The organism is Roseovarius salincola, assembly GCF_026891095.1.
In the GTDB taxonomy this organism is placed as follows: Bacteria; Pseudomonadota; Alphaproteobacteria; order Rhodobacterales; family Rhodobacteraceae; genus Roseovarius; species Roseovarius salincola.
The window spans coordinates 356,554-371,651 of the sequence record NZ_JAPTNL010000002.1 but is presented as its reverse complement, the minus strand read 5'-3'; the positions used below and the strand labels follow the sequence as shown (position 1 = coordinate 371,651).

Genomic DNA, 15,098 nt, shown 5'->3' with positions numbered 1-15,098 from the left:
ACCAAACATGACCGATCCCCGTCACAACACGCGCGACATCTATCCCGATACCGGCGCCGAGATCAGCGCCAAGCACTGGGTCACCGAGGCACCGATGCGGATGCTGATGAACAACCTGCATCCCGATGTGGCCGAGAACCCCCATGAGCTGGTGGTTTATGGCGGTATCGGCCGCGCCGCGCGCACCTGGGAGGATTTCGACCGCATCGTGGGCACATTGAAGGGGCTGGAAGAGGACGAGACCCTTCTGGTGCAATCGGGCAAGCCGGTGGGCGTGTTTCACACCCACAAGGACGCGCCGCGCGTCCTGATCGCCAATTCCAACCTGGTGCCGCATTGGGCCAACTGGGACCATTTCAGCGAACTCGATAAGAAGGGGCTGATGATGTACGGCCAGATGACCGCCGGGTCCTGGATCTATATCGGCAGTCAGGGCATCGTGCAGGGCACCTATGAAACCTTTGTCGAAGCCGGGCGCCAGCATTACGACGGCGACCTGACGGGCCGCTGGATCCTGACCGGGGGCCTGGGCGGCATGGGTGGTGCGCAGCCGCTGGCGGCGGTGATGGCCGGGGCCTGCTGCCTGGCCGTGGAATGCGACGCAAGCCGCGCCGAGTTCCGCAAGCGCACGCGCTATGTGGACGAGATCACCAGCGATCTGGACGAGGCGCTGGAAATGATCGAGCGCTGGACCAGTGCGGGCGAGGCCAAATCCGTGGCGCTGATCGGCAATGCCGCCGATGTCTTCCCGGAACTGGTCAGGCGCGGCGTGCGCCCCGATATCGTCACCGACCAGACCAGCGCGCATGATCCGGTGCATGGCTACCTGCCGCAGGGCTGGACCGTGGCCGAATGGCGCGCGCGCCAGGAAACCGAGCCCAAGGCGGTGGAAAAGGCCGCCCGCGCCAGCATGCGCGTGCAGGTGCAGGCAATGGTCGATTTCTGGAACGCGGGCGTGCCGACACTGGATTACGGCAACAACATCCGGCAGGTGGCGCAGGACGAGGGGATGGAGGACGCATTCGCCTTTCCCGGTTTCGTGCCCGCCTATATCCGCCCGCTGTTTTGCCGCGGGATCGGGCCGTTCCGCTGGTGCGCGCTGTCGGGCGACCCCGAGGACATCTACAGGACCGATGCCAAGGTCAAGGAACTGATCGACGACCCGCATCTGCATAACTGGCTGGACATGGCGCGCGAGCGGATTTCGTTCCAGGGCCTTCCGGCGCGGATCTGCTGGGTCGGGCTGGGCCTGCGCCACAAGCTGGGGCTGGCTTTCAACGAGATGGTGCGCAACGGCGAACTCTCGGCCCCCGTGGTGATCGGGCGCGATCATCTGGATTCTGGCTCGGTCGCATCGCCCAACCGCGAGACCGAGGGCATGAAGGACGGCAGCGACGCCGTGAGCGACTGGCCGCTGCTGAATGCGCTTCTGAACACCGCCAGCGGCGCGACATGGGTCAGCCTGCATCACGGCGGCGGCGTCGGCATGGGGTTCAGCCAGCATTCCGGCATGGTGATCTGTTGCGACGGCACAAAGGACGCCGACCGCCGCATCGAACGGGTGCTGTGGAACGACCCGGCCACCGGCGTCATGCGCCATGCCGATGCGGGCTATGACATCGCGCTGGACTGCGCGCGCGAACATGGCCTCAACCTGCCGGGCATCCTCAAGTGAGCCTCGCGCGCTTCATCGAAGCGCAGGCGCGCGTCTGGCCGCAGCCGCTGGAGGAAATCCGCGCGGGCCGGAAGGACAGCCACTGGATGTGGTTCGTCTTTGCGCAGCTGCGCGGGCTGGGGCGCTCGGCGACCGCGCAGCATTACGGAATCGCGGACCTTGCCGAGGCCCGCAGCTTTCTGGCCGATCCCATTCTTGGCCCGCGCCTGAAGGAAATCGCGCAGGCGATGCTGGCCCATGCGGGGCGCGACCCCGAGGCCATTCTTGGCACAGTGGATGCGCTTAAACTGCGCTCATCCATGACGCTTTTCGAGGCAGCCGGCGGCGGGCAGATCTTTGGTGACGTGCTGGACGCGTTCCATGATGGGCAACGCTGCCCGATCACTCTTGACTTGCTCGAGGCCGACAGCAGAAATCCGGCTGAAGAACCGGGAACGACAAACTGAATGACCCTATCATTTCAAGGAGGTACTGACATGAAAAGACGTGACTTCATCAAGGCCGGCACGATCGGCGCGGCGGCAAGCACGCTGGCCGCTCCTGCCGTGGCGCAGGACATCACCCAATGGACCATGGTCACCGCATGGCCCAAGAACCTGCCGGGGCCGGGCGTTGCCGCGCAGACCCTTGCGGACCGGATCACCACCCTGTCGGGTGGCCGGCTGGAGGTGAAACTCCATGCGGCGGGCGAGATCGTTCCCGGACCGGGCGTGTTCGATGCCGTGGCCGAAGGCACCGCGCATATCTATCACGCGGTCCCCGCATATTGGGGCTCGAAATCCAAGGGCATCCTGCTGTTCGGCTCCCAGCCCTTCGGCCTGCGCGCCGACGAGCAGGTCGGCTGGATGGTGCATGGCGGCGGCCAGGAGCTTTACGACGAGATGTATGGCCGCTTCGGCGTCAAGCCGTTCCTGTGCGGCAACTCCGGGCCGCAATGGTTCGGCTGGTTCCGCGACGAGATCAACTCGGTCGACGATCTCAAGGGGCTGAAATACCGCACCACCGGCCTTGCCTCGGAAATGTGCGCGCGCATCGGCATGGCGGTGCAGGCGATGTCCGGCCCGGCGATGTTCCAGGCGCTGCAATCGGGCGCATTGGATGCGGGCGAGTTCATCGGCCCCTGGACGGATTCCGCGCTCGGCTTCCACCAGCTGGCCAAGAACTACTACTGGCCCGGCGTCGGCGAGCCCTCTTCGGCCGAGGAATGCGGCGTCAACGCCGAGGCATGGAACGCCCTGCCCGAGGACCTGCAAGGCGTGGTGCGCACCGCATGCGCCAGCCTCTATAACGACGTGTGGACCGAATACGAGACCAAGCACGCGCGAGCCTTCAAGGAGCTTGTCGACAACGAGGGGGTGATCCCCCGCAAGCTGCCCGACGAGGTGGTCATGGCCATGGGCGAGGCCGCCGCCGAAGTGTTCGAGGAGCTGCGCGGCGACAGCGACGAGCTGGTCGGGCGCATCACCGAGAGCTTCCTGACCTATCGCGACTCGGTCGGGGCCTATATGACCTATGCGGATAACGGGCACATGAACGCCCGCGCCAAGGTTCTGGGCTACTGACACCCGACCCCACCAACCGGCCCGGCGCGCAACACCCCGCGCGCCGGGCCATTCCGGCCTGAACGGGGCCATAACGCGCAACGCAAGTGAGGGCAGGCAGGTGATGGAACGCTGGGCCGAGCGACTGGACATGGTGAACCGCAGCGTCGGGCGCGTGGTGCGCTGGCTGGCGATCGCCATGGTTCTGGTGCAATTCACCATCGTGCTGCTGCGCTATGTCTATGGATTCAGTTCGATCGCGATGAATGAAAGCGTACTCTACATGCATGCCACACTGTTCATGCTGGGCGCGGGCTATACCCTTCTGGTGGACGATCATGTGCGCGTCGATATCTTTCAGGCGCGCGCCAGCGACAGGGGCAAGGCCTGGATCGACCTGATCGGCCATGCGGTGCTGTTGCTGCCCTCGATCCTGGCGCTGCTTTATTGGTCATGGCCATCGGTGCGCAACGCCTGGACGATCCATGAAGGCGCCATTTCGGTGGGCGGCATCCCGGCGGTCTTCCTGCTGAAGACCCTGATCCCGGTGTTCTGCGGTCTCTTGATCGTGCAGTCGCTGGCCTGTTTCCTGCGCAACCTTCTGACGCTGCAAGCGGGGCGCACGGCATGATCTTCGCCGAATATCTGGACCTGTTGATGTTCGCCGCGCTGATGGGCGCGATCCTGTCGGGTTTCCCGGTGTCCTTCGCGATTTCGGGCACCGCCATCCTGTTCGCCTATCTGGGATGGGCCAGCGGCGCGATGAATCTCGGCCTTCTGGGCGCGCTGGGACAGCGGGTGTTCGGGGTGCTGACCAACGAGGTGCTGATCGCGATTCCGCTGTTCGTCACCATGGGCGTGATCCTTGAGCGGTCCCGCATCGCCGAGGACCTTCTGGATACGATGGGCCGCGCCTTCGGACAGTTGCGCGGCGGGCTGGGGATTTCGGTGATCCTGGTGGGGGCGCTGCTGGCGGCCTCGACTGGGATCGTGGGTGCGACGGTGATCGCGATGGGCATGATCGCCCTGCCGACCATGCTGCGCACCGGATATGATCCGCGGCTGGCCTCGGGGCTGGTCTGCACCGCCGGGACGCTGGGGCAGATCATTCCGCCATCGACCCTTCTGATCATCCTGAGCGACGTGATGTCGAGCGCCTATCAGCAGGCGCAATACGAACAAGGCAAGTTTTCGGTCGAGACCATATCGGTCGGCCAGATATTTGCCGGGGCGCTGGTGCCGGGGCTGACGCTGGTGGCGATCTATATTCTTTACGTTCTGGCGCGCGGCGTGATCCGCCCGCAGGACATGCCCCCCGCGCCCATCTCCGAGGGCCGACCCGGCATTGGCGAAGTGGCGCGCGCGATCCTGCCGCCGGTGGGGCTGATCATCGCGGTGCTGGGCGCGATCCTGAGCGGCATCGCCACCCCGACCGAGGCGGCCTCGGTGGGCGCGATCGGCGCGATCCTGATGGCGGGCGCGCGCCAGGGCGTGAGCCCGCGCCTGATCGGCGCCGGTGTCGCGGCGCTGCTGATCCTGGCCTTTGCCGCCGGTCTGGCACCGGTGCGCCTGCAACGCAGCGACGCGGGCGCGGGCGCCTGGACGCTTGGCGCCCTTTACGGGGTGCTGGCGCTGATCGGCATGACGGCCGTTCTGGCGTCACTGCGCCGCCTGGGGCAACGCGATGTGCTGGCCGGGGCGGTCACCAGCACGATGACCGTGACCGCGATGATCTTTGGCACGATCCTGATGGCCAGCGTCTTTTCGCTGGTTTTCGTCGGGCTGGGCGGCGAGGAGCGCGTCGCGCATATCCTGCAATCCATGCCCGGCGGACCGACCGGCGCGCTGATCTTCGCCATGGCGATGATCTTCGTGCTGGGCTTCTTCCTGGATTTCGTCGAGATCACCGTGATCCTGCTGCCGCTGATCGCGCCGGTGCTGATCCTGATGGGGCATGATCCGGTATGGCTGGCGATCCTGATCGCGATCAACCTGCAAACCAGCTTCCTGACGCCGCCTTTCGGCTTCTCGCTGTTTTACCTGCGCGGCGCCGCCCCGCCCGAGATCACCACCGGGCAGATCTACCAGGGTGTCGCGCCCTTCATCCTGTTGCAGATCCTGGCCATCACCGTGATCTGGGCGGTGCCCGGGCTGGCGACATGGCTGCCCGGCGTGGTGTTCTGAACCCGCCGGACGGTCGGCGCGGCCCGCGCGGGGCCGCGCCGCGGCGGCGTCAAAGCGGCTGCGTGGTGTAATCGACCTCGTCGGGATAGAACGTGTCCTCGATCGAGGTGGTATGCACCTTGACCAGATTGCCCTTTTCAAGCCGCGTGATGTGCTGTTGGCCGAAAACCTGGTGGGTCTTGCCGTTGAACACCTTGGGCCCTTGCGGATATTCCCTGGAATGGGGCAGATCGGTCATCGCCTCGATGGCCTCGATCAGCGCGGGGCGGTCGCCCGGCCCCTGATAGCCCGCGGCCTCCATCCCGGCCTTGACGACATAAAGCGTCTCCCAGCAGCCGAACATATGGCCATAGGTGGACACATCCGTCGGATCGCTGACCGACGCGCCGCGATCATCGACGCCCACCTGTTCGCGGTAGAATGTCTCGAATTCGGTCTGGTCGGGCTGCCTGTGGCGCGGCATCCCTTCCCAGAAATGGCTGCCTTCCAAGAATTCAAGGCCGGGGCTGTCGATGGCGACCGCCTCGAGACTGTCGATGAAGCCGAAAAGCTGCGGCGCGGAGGGGCCGAAGAACTCGCCCATTTCCTTGACGAAGGTCAGCACGCCGGGCCCGACCATGACGTGATAGATCACCTCGGTCTCGCGCGGGATCTTGGGGAAATAGCGGGTAAAAGACGTTTCCGTCGGCGGAATCGCCAGCTTGGCCACCACCTCGCCGCCATGCGCCTCGATCGCCTCGGAAAAGAAATCACGGTGATCGTGGCCGAAGGCGTAATCGGGGAAGATCATCGTGACCTTCTTGCCAAGGTTCTCAGCCACGAAAGGCGCCATCGACAACACCTGGCTTTTCACATCGGTGATGCCGGGCTGAAGCGTGTAGCGGTTAAGACTGCCCGAGGCGACGTGATGCCCTTCGGAGACCACGAAATAAGGCAGTTTCAATTCCCCCGCGCGCGGCGCGGAGCCGGTGACCACATGGCTGAACAGCGTGCCGAAAGCGATATCGCATTTGTGCTGGCTGGCGAATTTCTCGACCACCTCGGCGCCGCGCTTGGGATCGGTGCCGTCATCCTCGGCAATGATCTCGATGGGGCGGCCATTGATGCCGCCGGCCTCGTTGATCAGCCGGGTGGCGGCCTGCGTGGTGCGGTCATACCAGCGCCCGTAGGCGGCGCCGATGCCGGTGCGGTGCACCTGGAAACCGATGCGGATCGGTTCGCTGGATTGCGCATGGGTATAGCGCGCCCAGAGCGGCAGGCTGGCCGCGCCCGCGACGCCGCCCGCAAGGGTCCTGAGCGCGGCGCGCCGCGTGGTGCGTTTCGAGGCTTTCGTCGTCATTCCTTGGTCTCTCCCGGTTTGGGGCCTGCTGGCCCGCCTTGGCCCCGTCGGCGCGGAGTCTGCGAAGCGGGGCGGTGATTGTCCAGACCCTGAGACGGCCTATATGCCACGCGGCGACGCCAGCAGCCAGAGGCCGAAAAACGTGTAGGCGATCATGAACCCGGCCAGCGGCGCCTGCGCCAGCACCGCGCGCCGGTTGCTGCCATAGGCGCGCACCGCTTGCGCATGGGCCAGCAGGATCGCGATCACATGGCCCAGAACCACCGCCCCCGCCTGCGTCAGCCAGATCGCCTTGACGGTGGCGGGCGTGTTGAGGAACCCGGTCGTCACAAAGAACGGCCCCAGCCCCAGCAGATCATCGCCCCGCCCCAGCGGATCGCTGAGCGCCACCAGCACATACTGACCCTCAACCAGAAAACTGGTGAGGTAATGCGCCAGATGATAGCCCAGCGCGATCGGCAGGATCGAGGGGGCGAAAAGGCTGAACGCCTCGCCCAGGGACCGGCGCGTGCCCGCGATCCGCTCGCCCAGCCAGAGGCAGCTGGCAAAGACCGCGATCAGCGCCGCATTGGCCAGCCCCAGCCCGATCAGGTTCTGCGTCACCACCGCTGAGCGGCCCGGAAACTCCAGCGGATTGACCCCCAGCAAGGCCAGCCACCAGAAGGTCTCGTTCACGCCATCGAAACTGCCGGTGCCCAACAAGAGCACCATGAACAGCGCCAACCCCAACGGCACGCGCCCCAGCGAAAAAAGCTGCCAGCCCCAGAGCCCGGCGCTGATGCGTCCGCGCAGGCGCCCAATCAGGCCCATGTGGCCATAACAGCGCATGAGGATGCTCAGCGCCTCGGCCCGCAACAGCCACCTTGGCCCGAACAGCGTGACCCCCATCAGCGTCAGATACCAGTACCCCCCCACCACACCGGCCAGCCGGTGCGGATCGGCCGGGGCGGGATCGGCCAGCAGAAACGCCGCAAAACCCAGGAAAATAACGATACCCGGCCCATATCCAAGCGCGTTGGGATAGCGCAGCGGCGCGCGTGATCCGGTCAGGCGCGCCAGCACCGCCGCCGGTCCCGTCCAGGGGTTGATATAGCGCCAGAGATCGCCCAGCAGCCCCTGCAAGGTCACAAGCCCCACCCACCACAGCGTCCAGATGAACAGCGGCAGCGGATTGACCGTCGGATCATGCGCCCCGGTGAAACCGCGCCAGACCAGACCCCACAGCAGGACCGCCGCAAGGCAACTGGTCACATGGTGCAGCCCGACGCCGCGCGGGCGGCGAATGATCCCCATGGGGCGGAACAGCCGCGCCGCCACCCAGCCCGGCAGGAACGCCAGCAGCACCAGCGTCAGCGCCACCGCCGCCACCCCGGCACGGATATAGATATCGGTCGGCAACAACAGCACGAAGCCCTGCTCGGCGGCATGCGCCAGCACGGTAGCGGGCAGCGTCGCAAGAACGATCAGAACAAGACCTGTTTGAATGCGCATCCCGAAACCCGCCATCTCAAAAGGTCAGCTTAGCGACTAGAGGAATCGATGCCATGGGTTAAAACACCTCACCCGCCGCGACACATCGCGTCAGGCGCCGCCGCTGTCCTTCAAAAGCGCGCGCAGCCCCGAGCGGTAATCGGTATGGACCAGCCGGACACCCAGATCCTGCTTGATGCGGCTGTTGTCGACGCGCTTGGATTCGGCATAGAAACTGCGCGCCATCGGGCTCATCTCGGCCTGATCGAAAGGCACCTCGGGGGGCGCTGGCAGGCCCAGAAGCTCGGCGGCAAAGGCGATCACGTCCTGGGGCGGCGCGGGATCGTCATCGCACAGATTATAGACCGCGCCGGGGTCGGGGCGCGCGATGGAGGCTTCCAGCACCTGCGCGATATCCTCGACATGGATGCGGCTGAACACCTGCCCCGGCTTGACGATGCGGCGGGCGGTGCCCTTGCGGACCTTCTCGAACGGGCCGCGACCGGGGCCATAGATACCGGCCAGCCTGAAGATATGCAGCGGCAAGCCGGGCACCGCGCGCCATGCGGCTTCGGCCGCGACACGCATCTTGCCGCGCCGGGTCGAGGGCGTGAGCGGCGTGTCCTCGTTGACCCAATCGCCCTGATGGTCGCCATAAACGCCGGTGGTCGACAGATACCCGGCCCATTCCAGCCGAGGTGCAATGGCGGCGATCTCGTCGCGGCAATGGTTCAGCACCGGGTCGCCATCGCCATCGGGTCCGGCAGAAACCAGCATATGGGTCGCGGCCCCGAACGCCTTTTGCATGTCGCCATCGGGCCAGAGGATCGGATTGACGCCCTCGGCGCGCAGGCGCTCGGCCTTCTCGGGGCTGCGGGTGGTGCCATAGATTGTCCAGCCGCCCGCATCCAGCAAACGGCGCGCCAGCGCGCGCGCGCTGTAACCATGGCCAAAGGAAAGAAGTGTTCTGTTCATGAGGGATGAATTGGCCATCATGCGCGCGAAGGCAAGGGGTGCATGGGCGATCTTTCGCGGATGGCGTGCAAAGAGTCTGGCGCGCACGCGCCGATCAGGGCAGATTACACGGCAAAGCACCCCGGAGGCCTCATGCAGCGTTACAGCCGACGTTCCGCCCTCGTTCTTGGCCTTGGCCTTGCCACAGCACTTGCCGGATGCGGCGCGCGCGAGACTACGACGACCGCCACCCGCAACATGATGGCGCCGCCGCTCTATCCCAACGAGACCCCGGAACTGCGCCGCCTGATCAACCAATATGCCGATCATTACGACGTGCCCCGATCACTGGTGCATCGCCTGGCGATCCGCGAAAGCACGCATCGCCCCTGGGCACGCAACGGCCCCTATTACGGGTTGTTGCAGATCCTGCCCCAGACCGCCCGGACGATGGGGTTTCGCGGTCAGCCCGACGACCTGCTGGATGCGGAAACCAACCTGAAATACGCGGTCAAATACCTGCGCGGCGCCTACATGGTGGCCGATGGCGACCCGGACGCCGCGATCATGTGGTACGCGCGCGGCTATTACTACGAGGCCAAGCGCAAGGGCCTGCTGGTCGAAACCGGCCTGCGCCCGGCCTGAGCCTAAGCCGCGTAATCCGAGCCCTCGGCATCCAGGATCGCGCGCAGTTCCGCAAGGTGGCGCTCGCCCTGCCCCGGATAGGACTCGAGTTCGCGCGCGGTCTTTTCGGCGATTTCGTCGGGCAGCACACGCAATTCGCGCCCGGTCTGAAGCGCGCGGATATAGGTCTCGGCGGCGCGCTCGAAATAATAGAGCCGGTTGAACGTGTCGGCCACGCTGTCGCCGATCACCATCACCCCGTGATTGCCCATGATCATCACTTTGCGCGACGGGTCGTCGAACAGGCGCGCGCAACGCTCGCCCTCATCCTCGAAGGCCAGCCCGCCGTAACCGTCATCAATGACGGTGCGGTTGAAGAAGGTGGCGCAGTTCTGGTCGATCGGCGGCAGGGAGCTGTCGGCAAGGCTGGCCAGCACGGTGGCATGGATCGAATGCACATGCATGGCGCAGCGCGCGTGCGGGCAATGCCGGTGCAGCCCGCCATGCAGCCCCCATGCGGTGGGATCGGGCGCGCCGGGCCTCTGCAACGTCTCGGGATCGTTGGCATCCACAAGGATCAGGTCGCTGGCCTTGATCCGGGCGAAATGCATCTGGTTGGGGTTCATCAGGAACTGGGTGCCGTCATCATTGACCGACAGGCTGAAATGATTGGCAACGGCCTCGTGCATGTTCAGCCGCGCGGCCCATCGAAACGCGGCGGCAAGATCCACCCGCTCGGCCCGGTGATCGAGGTTCGGGGTCAGTTGCGTCACGCTCATGTTCTTTCTCCTTGTTCAAAGTCTTTCAGTGGGCGCGAAGGCACCCAGGCATAGCCATCCCGGCACAGGATCACCGCCTCGCGCAGCCCGTGCGGCTTGTCGGTGGGCGGTTGCAGGATCGTGCCGCCCGCCGCCTCGGCGTGGCCTGCGGCATCGTCGGGGTCGCAATCGTAAAGCCTGATCTCGATCCCCGCGCCGCGTGGCGGGTTTTCCGGTAGCAGCCCACGCAGCGGATGGGAATGGTAGGTGCCATCGCCATGCAGCTGCATCACGCTGTCACCTTGCGCCACGATGGCGAAATCCGCGCTGACCCGGTGCAGTTCCAGCCCGAACACCGCCGTCAGGAAATCCGCCGTGCGCGGCACGTCGCTGACCAGGATATTGAAGCCGAAACCGCGCAGCGACCGGCCGAACGCCTCGGGGGTGACGGTTTCAAAATCCATGGGTGTCCTGTTCGCGCGCATCCGTTTCGCCCATCAGCTTGATCGCCGCCAGTGGCCGTGTCAACGTGCAGGGGCGATATCCGAACAACGCGAAGGAACACGCCCCATGGCGACGGACGGCCCCGCCGGGTTCAGAACACCCGACCTGCCCGGACCCGAAGATTTCAGCGACGCGCGCGCGGCGGTCGACCGGCTGATCCTGCTATACGAGGGCGCGGCGCGGTTCCTGTGCGACGAGTTCGCCAATACCCTGCGTGGCGCTTTGCCCACGCAGCGCATCCGCGCCTATTATCCCCAGATCCGCATCACCACCGCCAGCCATGCGCAGGTGGACAGCCGGCTGAGCTTTGGTCATGTCGCCGCGCCCGGCACCCACGCGACCACGATCACGCGGCCCGACCTTTTCCGCCACTACCTGCGCCAGCAAATCGGCCTGCTGCTGGACAATCACCGTGTTCCGGTGACCATCGGGGTTTCCGACACGCCGATGCCGATCCATTTCGCCGTCGCCAACGACCCCGGCATCACCGTGCCCCAGGAAGGCGCGGCAAAGTTCACGCTGCGCGACATCTTCGATGTTCCGGATCTCAGCACCACCAATGATGACATCGTCAACGGCACCTTTCAGCCCGGCGCCGACGGGAGCGAGCCGCTGGCGCCCTTCACCGCGCAGCGGGTGGATTACTCGCTGGCGCGGCTGTCGCATTACACCGCCACCGATCCCGAACATTTCCAGAACCATGTGCTGTTCACCAACTACCAGTTCTACGTCTCGGAATTCGAAGCCTATGCCCGGCGCATGCTGGCCGACCCCGACAGCGGCTACACCGCCTTCGTCAGCACCGGGAACACCCAGATCACCGACCCCGACGAGGTGATCCCCCCCTGCGAAAAGCAGCCGCAGATGCCTGCCTTTCACCTCAAGCGCGAGAACGGGTCGGGGATCACGCTGGTCAATATCGGCGTCGGCCCATCGAACGCCAAGACCGCGACCGACCATATCGCGGTGCTGCGCCCGCATGCCTGGATCATGGTCGGCCATTGCGCCGGGCTGCGCAACACCCAGCAACTGGGCGATTTCGTGCTGGCCCATGCCTATCTGCGCGAGGATCGCGTGCTGGATGCCGACCTGCCCTCATGGGTGCCGATCCCGGCGCTGGCCGAGATCCAGATCGCGCTGGAACAATCCGTCGAGGCCGAAACCCAGCTTGAAGGTTATGACCTCAAGCGGCTGATGCGCACCGGCACCGTGGCCAGCCTTGACAACCGCAACTGGGAGCTGCGCGACCAGACCGGGCCGGTGCAGCGCCTGAGCCAGTCGCGCGCCATCGCGCTGGACATGGAAAGCGCGACCATCGCGGCCAACGGCTTTCGCTTCAGGGTGCCTTATGGCACGCTCTTATGCGTGTCCGACAAGCCGCTGCATGGCGAATTGAAGCTGCCCGGCATGGCCTCGGATTTCTACAAGACACAGGTCGCACGACACCTGATGATCGGCATCCGCGCCATTGAAACCTTGCGGCAAATGCCGCTTGAGCGCATCCATAGCCGGAAATTGCGCAGTTTCAACGAAACCGCCTTCTTGTAGATCGGCGAAATCCCCTCAAAATGCAGGAAAAAGGCTTGCTTTTCCCCACTATTCATTGTGTTTGGTCACAACATACAGTTAAAATCTGCACACGAGGCCCAAAGACCGGGCAGTTGAAGGAGACCATGAAATGGCAAAACCGATGACCAAAACCCAACTCGTCGCCGCCCTGGCAGAAGAAATGGGCAGCGACAAGAAATCCGCCAATGCAGCACTGGACGCCGTGATCAACATCATCACCCGCGAAGTGTCGAACGGCGGCGCCGTGACCCTGCCGGGCGTCGGCAAGATCTACTGCCGCGAGCGCCCCGAGCGCATGGTGCGCAACCCCGCCACGGGCGAGCAGATCAAGAAAGACGCCGACAAGGTGGTCAAGATGACCATCGCGAAGGCCCTCAAGGACAGCGTCAACGGCTGACCTTGCAAAGACCGCGAGTTTCGGAAAGGGTCGCCCCCGACAGGGCGGCCCTTTTCAGTTTCAGGAGACGACGACGATGGACATCCGGGCAATCGCGATGGGTGTGGCCTTTGCGGTGATGTGGTCGAGCGCCTTCACCTCGGCGCGGATCATCGTGGCCGCCGCACCGCCGCTGACGGCGCTCAGCCTGCGATTCCTGATCTCGGGGCTGATCGGGGTGGCGATCGCGCTGGCCCTGCGCCAGAGCTGGCATCTGACGCGCGGCCAGTGGCGCGCGACGATCATCTTCGGGATTTGCCAGAACGCCCTGTATCTGGGGCTTAATTTCGTTGCCATGCAGACCATCGAAGCCTCGCTGGCGACGATCATCGCCTCGACCATGCCGCTGATGGTGGGGCTGGCAAGCTGGGTCATCTTCGGCGAGCGCAGTGGCTGGCTGGGCGGACTGGGGCTGGTGGCCGGGCTGATCGGTGTGGCGATCATCATGGGCTCGCGCCTTCAGGGTGGCGCGGATATCTACGGCGTCGCGCTGTGCGTGGGCGGGGTGCTGGCGCTGACGCTGGCCACGCTGTCGGTGCGCGGGGCGACATCGGGGGGGAACTTCCTGATGGTGGTGGGCTTGCAGATGCTGGTCGGCAGTTTCTTTCTGGGTCTTGCTGGCCTGGCGACCGAGACGATCGAAATCGACTGGAGCTGGCAACTGATCGCGGCCTTTGTCTATACCACGCTCATACCGGGCCTGGCGGCGACGCTGGTCTGGTTCAAGCTGGTCAATCGGATCGGTGCGATCAAGGCCGCGACCTTCCACTTCCTCAATCCGTTCCTCGGGGTGCTGATCGCCGCGCTGGTGCTGAGCGAAAAGCTGGGGCCATGGGACATACTGGGCGTCGCGGTGGTGACGCTGGGCATCCTTGCGGTGCAACTGTCGCGCCAGAAACAGGTGCGCGCCTGAAGGCCGCAAAACGAATCAGCGCCTCAGCCGATGCTGCCGCGCGGCCCCTCGCCGACCTGTCCGCGATGCAGCAACAGGTGATCCAGCACCACGCAGGCCATCATCGCCTCGCCCACCGGCACGGCGCGGATACCTACGCAAGGGTCATGGCGGCCCCTGGTGACCACTTCGGTCGGGCTGCCATCCATGCGGATCGAGCGGCGCGGCGTCATGATCGACGAGGTCGGCTTGACGGCGAAACGCACCACCACCTCCTGCCCGGTCGATATCCCGCCAAGAATGCCCCCGGCATGGTTCGATGAAAATTCCGGGCCATGCTCGCCCATGAATATCTCATCGGCGTTCTGCGTCCCGGTCAGGCGCGCGGCGGCCATACCCTCGCCGATCTCGACACCCTTGACGGCGTTGATCGACATCATCGCCGCGGCGAGGTCGGTATCAAGCTTGCCATAGACCGGCGCGCCAAGCCCCGCGGGCAAGCCGCGCGCGACCAGCTCGATCTCGGCCCCGACCGAGTTCTTGTCCTTGCGCAGCTTTTTCAGATAGGCCTCCCATTCGGGGGCGGCCCCGGCATCGGGAATCCAGAAATCATTGCCGTCGATCGCGTTCCAGTCGAACCGGTCACGGTCGATCACCATATCGCCCATGCGCGTCATGTAGCCCTTGATCGCGATCCCCGGCACCAGCGCATCAAGCGCCGCACGCGCCACGCCACCGGCCGCCACCCGCGCCGCCGTTTCGCGCGCCGAACTGCGCCCGCCGCCGCGATAATCGCGCAGCCCGTATTTCAGGTGATAGGTGATATCGGCATGGCCCGGGCGGAAGGTCCGGGCAATCTCGCCATAATCGCGCGAGCGCTGGTCGGTATTCTCGATCATCAGCTGGATCGGCGTGCCGGTGGTCTGCCCCTCGAACACGCCCGACAGGATGCGCACCGCGTCGGGTTCATCCCGCTGGGTGGTGTTCTTGTTCTGGCCGGGCCGGCGCTTGTCGAGCCATTTCTGAAGGAACGCCTCGTCAATCGCGATCCCCGGCGGGCAGCCATCCACCGTCGCGCCCAGCGCAGGCCCGTGGCTTTCACCCCAGGTCGTGACGCGAAACAGATGTCCGAAAGTGTTGAGGCTCATGGTC

15 protein-coding genes are annotated in these 15,098 nt (G+C 65.2%); 9 read left to right on the top strand and 6 right to left on the bottom strand.

Features of this window, described 5'->3' with window-relative positions; genetic code table 11:
* The first annotated feature begins 7 nt into the window (after nt 1-7).
* The 5 genes from hutU to N5A93_RS04350 all read left to right on the top strand — a co-directional run bounded on the left by hutU (nt 8) and on the right by N5A93_RS04350 (nt 5,400).
* Nucleotides 8-1,675, top strand: a complete 1,668-nt coding sequence (gene hutU, locus N5A93_RS04370; protein ID WP_268953838.1) for a urocanate hydratase — start codon at nt 8-10, stop codon at nt 1,673-1,675.
* Complete coding sequence (locus N5A93_RS04365) at nt 1,672-2,121, top strand: DUF1810 domain-containing protein (protein ID WP_268953837.1); 450 nt, start codon at nt 1,672-1,674, stop codon at nt 2,119-2,121. The genes hutU and N5A93_RS04365 overlap by 4 nt, the downstream gene beginning before the upstream one ends.
* Before the next feature lie 30 nt (nt 2,122-2,151).
* Nucleotides 2,152-3,237 (top strand): TRAP transporter substrate-binding protein, encoded by a 1,086-nt coding sequence (locus N5A93_RS04360; RefSeq protein ID WP_268953836.1) that lies wholly within the window; start codon nt 2,152-2,154, stop codon nt 3,235-3,237.
* 103 nt (nt 3,238-3,340) lie between these two features.
* Nucleotides 3,341-3,847: a TRAP transporter small permease subunit gene (locus N5A93_RS04355; RefSeq protein ID WP_268953835.1), complete on the top strand. Its 507-nt coding sequence runs from the start codon at nt 3,341-3,343 to the stop codon at nt 3,845-3,847.
* The gene (locus tag N5A93_RS04350; protein ID WP_268953834.1) at nt 3,844-5,400 is read left to right on the top strand and encodes a TRAP transporter large permease; all 1,557 of its coding nucleotides are present in this window, start codon (nt 3,844-3,846) and stop codon (nt 5,398-5,400) included. Before N5A93_RS04355 ends, N5A93_RS04350 begins: the two co-directional genes overlap by 4 nt.
* A 49-nt stretch (nt 5,401-5,449) precedes the next feature.
* Here the strand turns inward: N5A93_RS04350 and N5A93_RS04345 are convergent, their stop codons facing one another.
* The 3 genes from N5A93_RS04345 to N5A93_RS04335 all read right to left on the bottom strand — a co-directional run bounded on the left by N5A93_RS04345 (nt 5,450) and on the right by N5A93_RS04335 (nt 9,184).
* The gene (locus N5A93_RS04345) at nt 5,450-6,739 is read right to left on the bottom strand and encodes an ABC transporter substrate-binding protein (RefSeq protein WP_268953833.1); all 1,290 of its coding nucleotides are present in this window, start codon (nt 6,737-6,739) and stop codon (nt 5,450-5,452) included.
* A 99-nt stretch (nt 6,740-6,838) separates the two neighbouring features.
* Nucleotides 6,839-8,230 carry a hypothetical protein gene (locus N5A93_RS04340; RefSeq protein ID WP_268953832.1) on the bottom strand — a complete coding sequence of 464 codons (1,392 nt, stop codon included), beginning with the start codon at nt 8,228-8,230 and terminating at the stop codon, nt 6,839-6,841.
* Nucleotides 8,231-8,320: 90 nt separating this feature from the next.
* Entirely contained in the window at nt 8,321-9,184 is an 864-nt protein-coding gene (locus N5A93_RS04335) for an SDR family oxidoreductase (RefSeq protein WP_268953831.1), read from the bottom strand.
* A 132-nt stretch (nt 9,185-9,316) separates the two neighbouring features.
* Between N5A93_RS04335 and N5A93_RS04330 the strand changes: the two genes are divergently transcribed.
* Nucleotides 9,317-9,808 (top strand): lytic transglycosylase domain-containing protein, encoded by a 492-nt coding sequence (locus N5A93_RS04330; protein WP_268953830.1) that lies wholly within the window; start codon nt 9,317-9,319, stop codon nt 9,806-9,808.
* A 2-nt stretch (nt 9,809-9,810) separates the two neighbouring features.
* On the opposite strand, the gene N5A93_RS04325 is transcribed toward N5A93_RS04330, so the two are convergent.
* The gene (locus N5A93_RS04325) at nt 9,811-10,566 is read right to left on the bottom strand and encodes a class II aldolase and adducin N-terminal domain-containing protein (RefSeq protein ID WP_268953829.1); all 756 of its coding nucleotides are present in this window, start codon (nt 10,564-10,566) and stop codon (nt 9,811-9,813) included.
* Nucleotides 10,563-11,009, bottom strand: coding sequence for a VOC family protein (locus N5A93_RS04320; RefSeq protein WP_268953828.1), 447 nt, complete (start codon nt 11,007-11,009; stop codon nt 10,563-10,565). The genes N5A93_RS04325 and N5A93_RS04320 overlap by 4 nt, the downstream gene beginning before the upstream one ends.
* Nucleotides 11,010-11,115: 106 nt before the next feature.
* On the opposite strand from N5A93_RS04320, the gene N5A93_RS04315 reads away from it, so the two are divergent.
* The 3 genes from N5A93_RS04315 to N5A93_RS04305 all read left to right on the top strand — a co-directional run bounded on the left by N5A93_RS04315 (nt 11,116) and on the right by N5A93_RS04305 (nt 13,967).
* Nucleotides 11,116-12,597, top strand: coding sequence for an AMP nucleosidase (locus N5A93_RS04315; RefSeq protein WP_268953827.1), 1,482 nt, complete (start codon nt 11,116-11,118; stop codon nt 12,595-12,597).
* Nucleotides 12,598-12,727: 130 nt separating this feature from the next.
* Nucleotides 12,728-13,015, top strand: coding sequence for an HU family DNA-binding protein (locus N5A93_RS04310; RefSeq protein ID WP_085819154.1), 288 nt, complete (start codon nt 12,728-12,730; stop codon nt 13,013-13,015).
* Between the two features lie 76 nt (nt 13,016-13,091).
* Entirely contained in the window at nt 13,092-13,967 is an 876-nt protein-coding gene (locus tag N5A93_RS04305; protein ID WP_268953826.1) for a DMT family transporter, read from the top strand.
* A gap of 23 nt (nt 13,968-13,990) precedes the next feature.
* On the opposite strand, the gene aroC is transcribed toward N5A93_RS04305, so the two are convergent.
* Nucleotides 13,991-15,094: a chorismate synthase gene (gene aroC, locus N5A93_RS04300; protein WP_268953825.1), complete on the bottom strand. Its 1,104-nt coding sequence runs from the start codon at nt 15,092-15,094 to the stop codon at nt 13,991-13,993.
* Nucleotides 15,095-15,098: the final 4 nt, after the last annotated feature.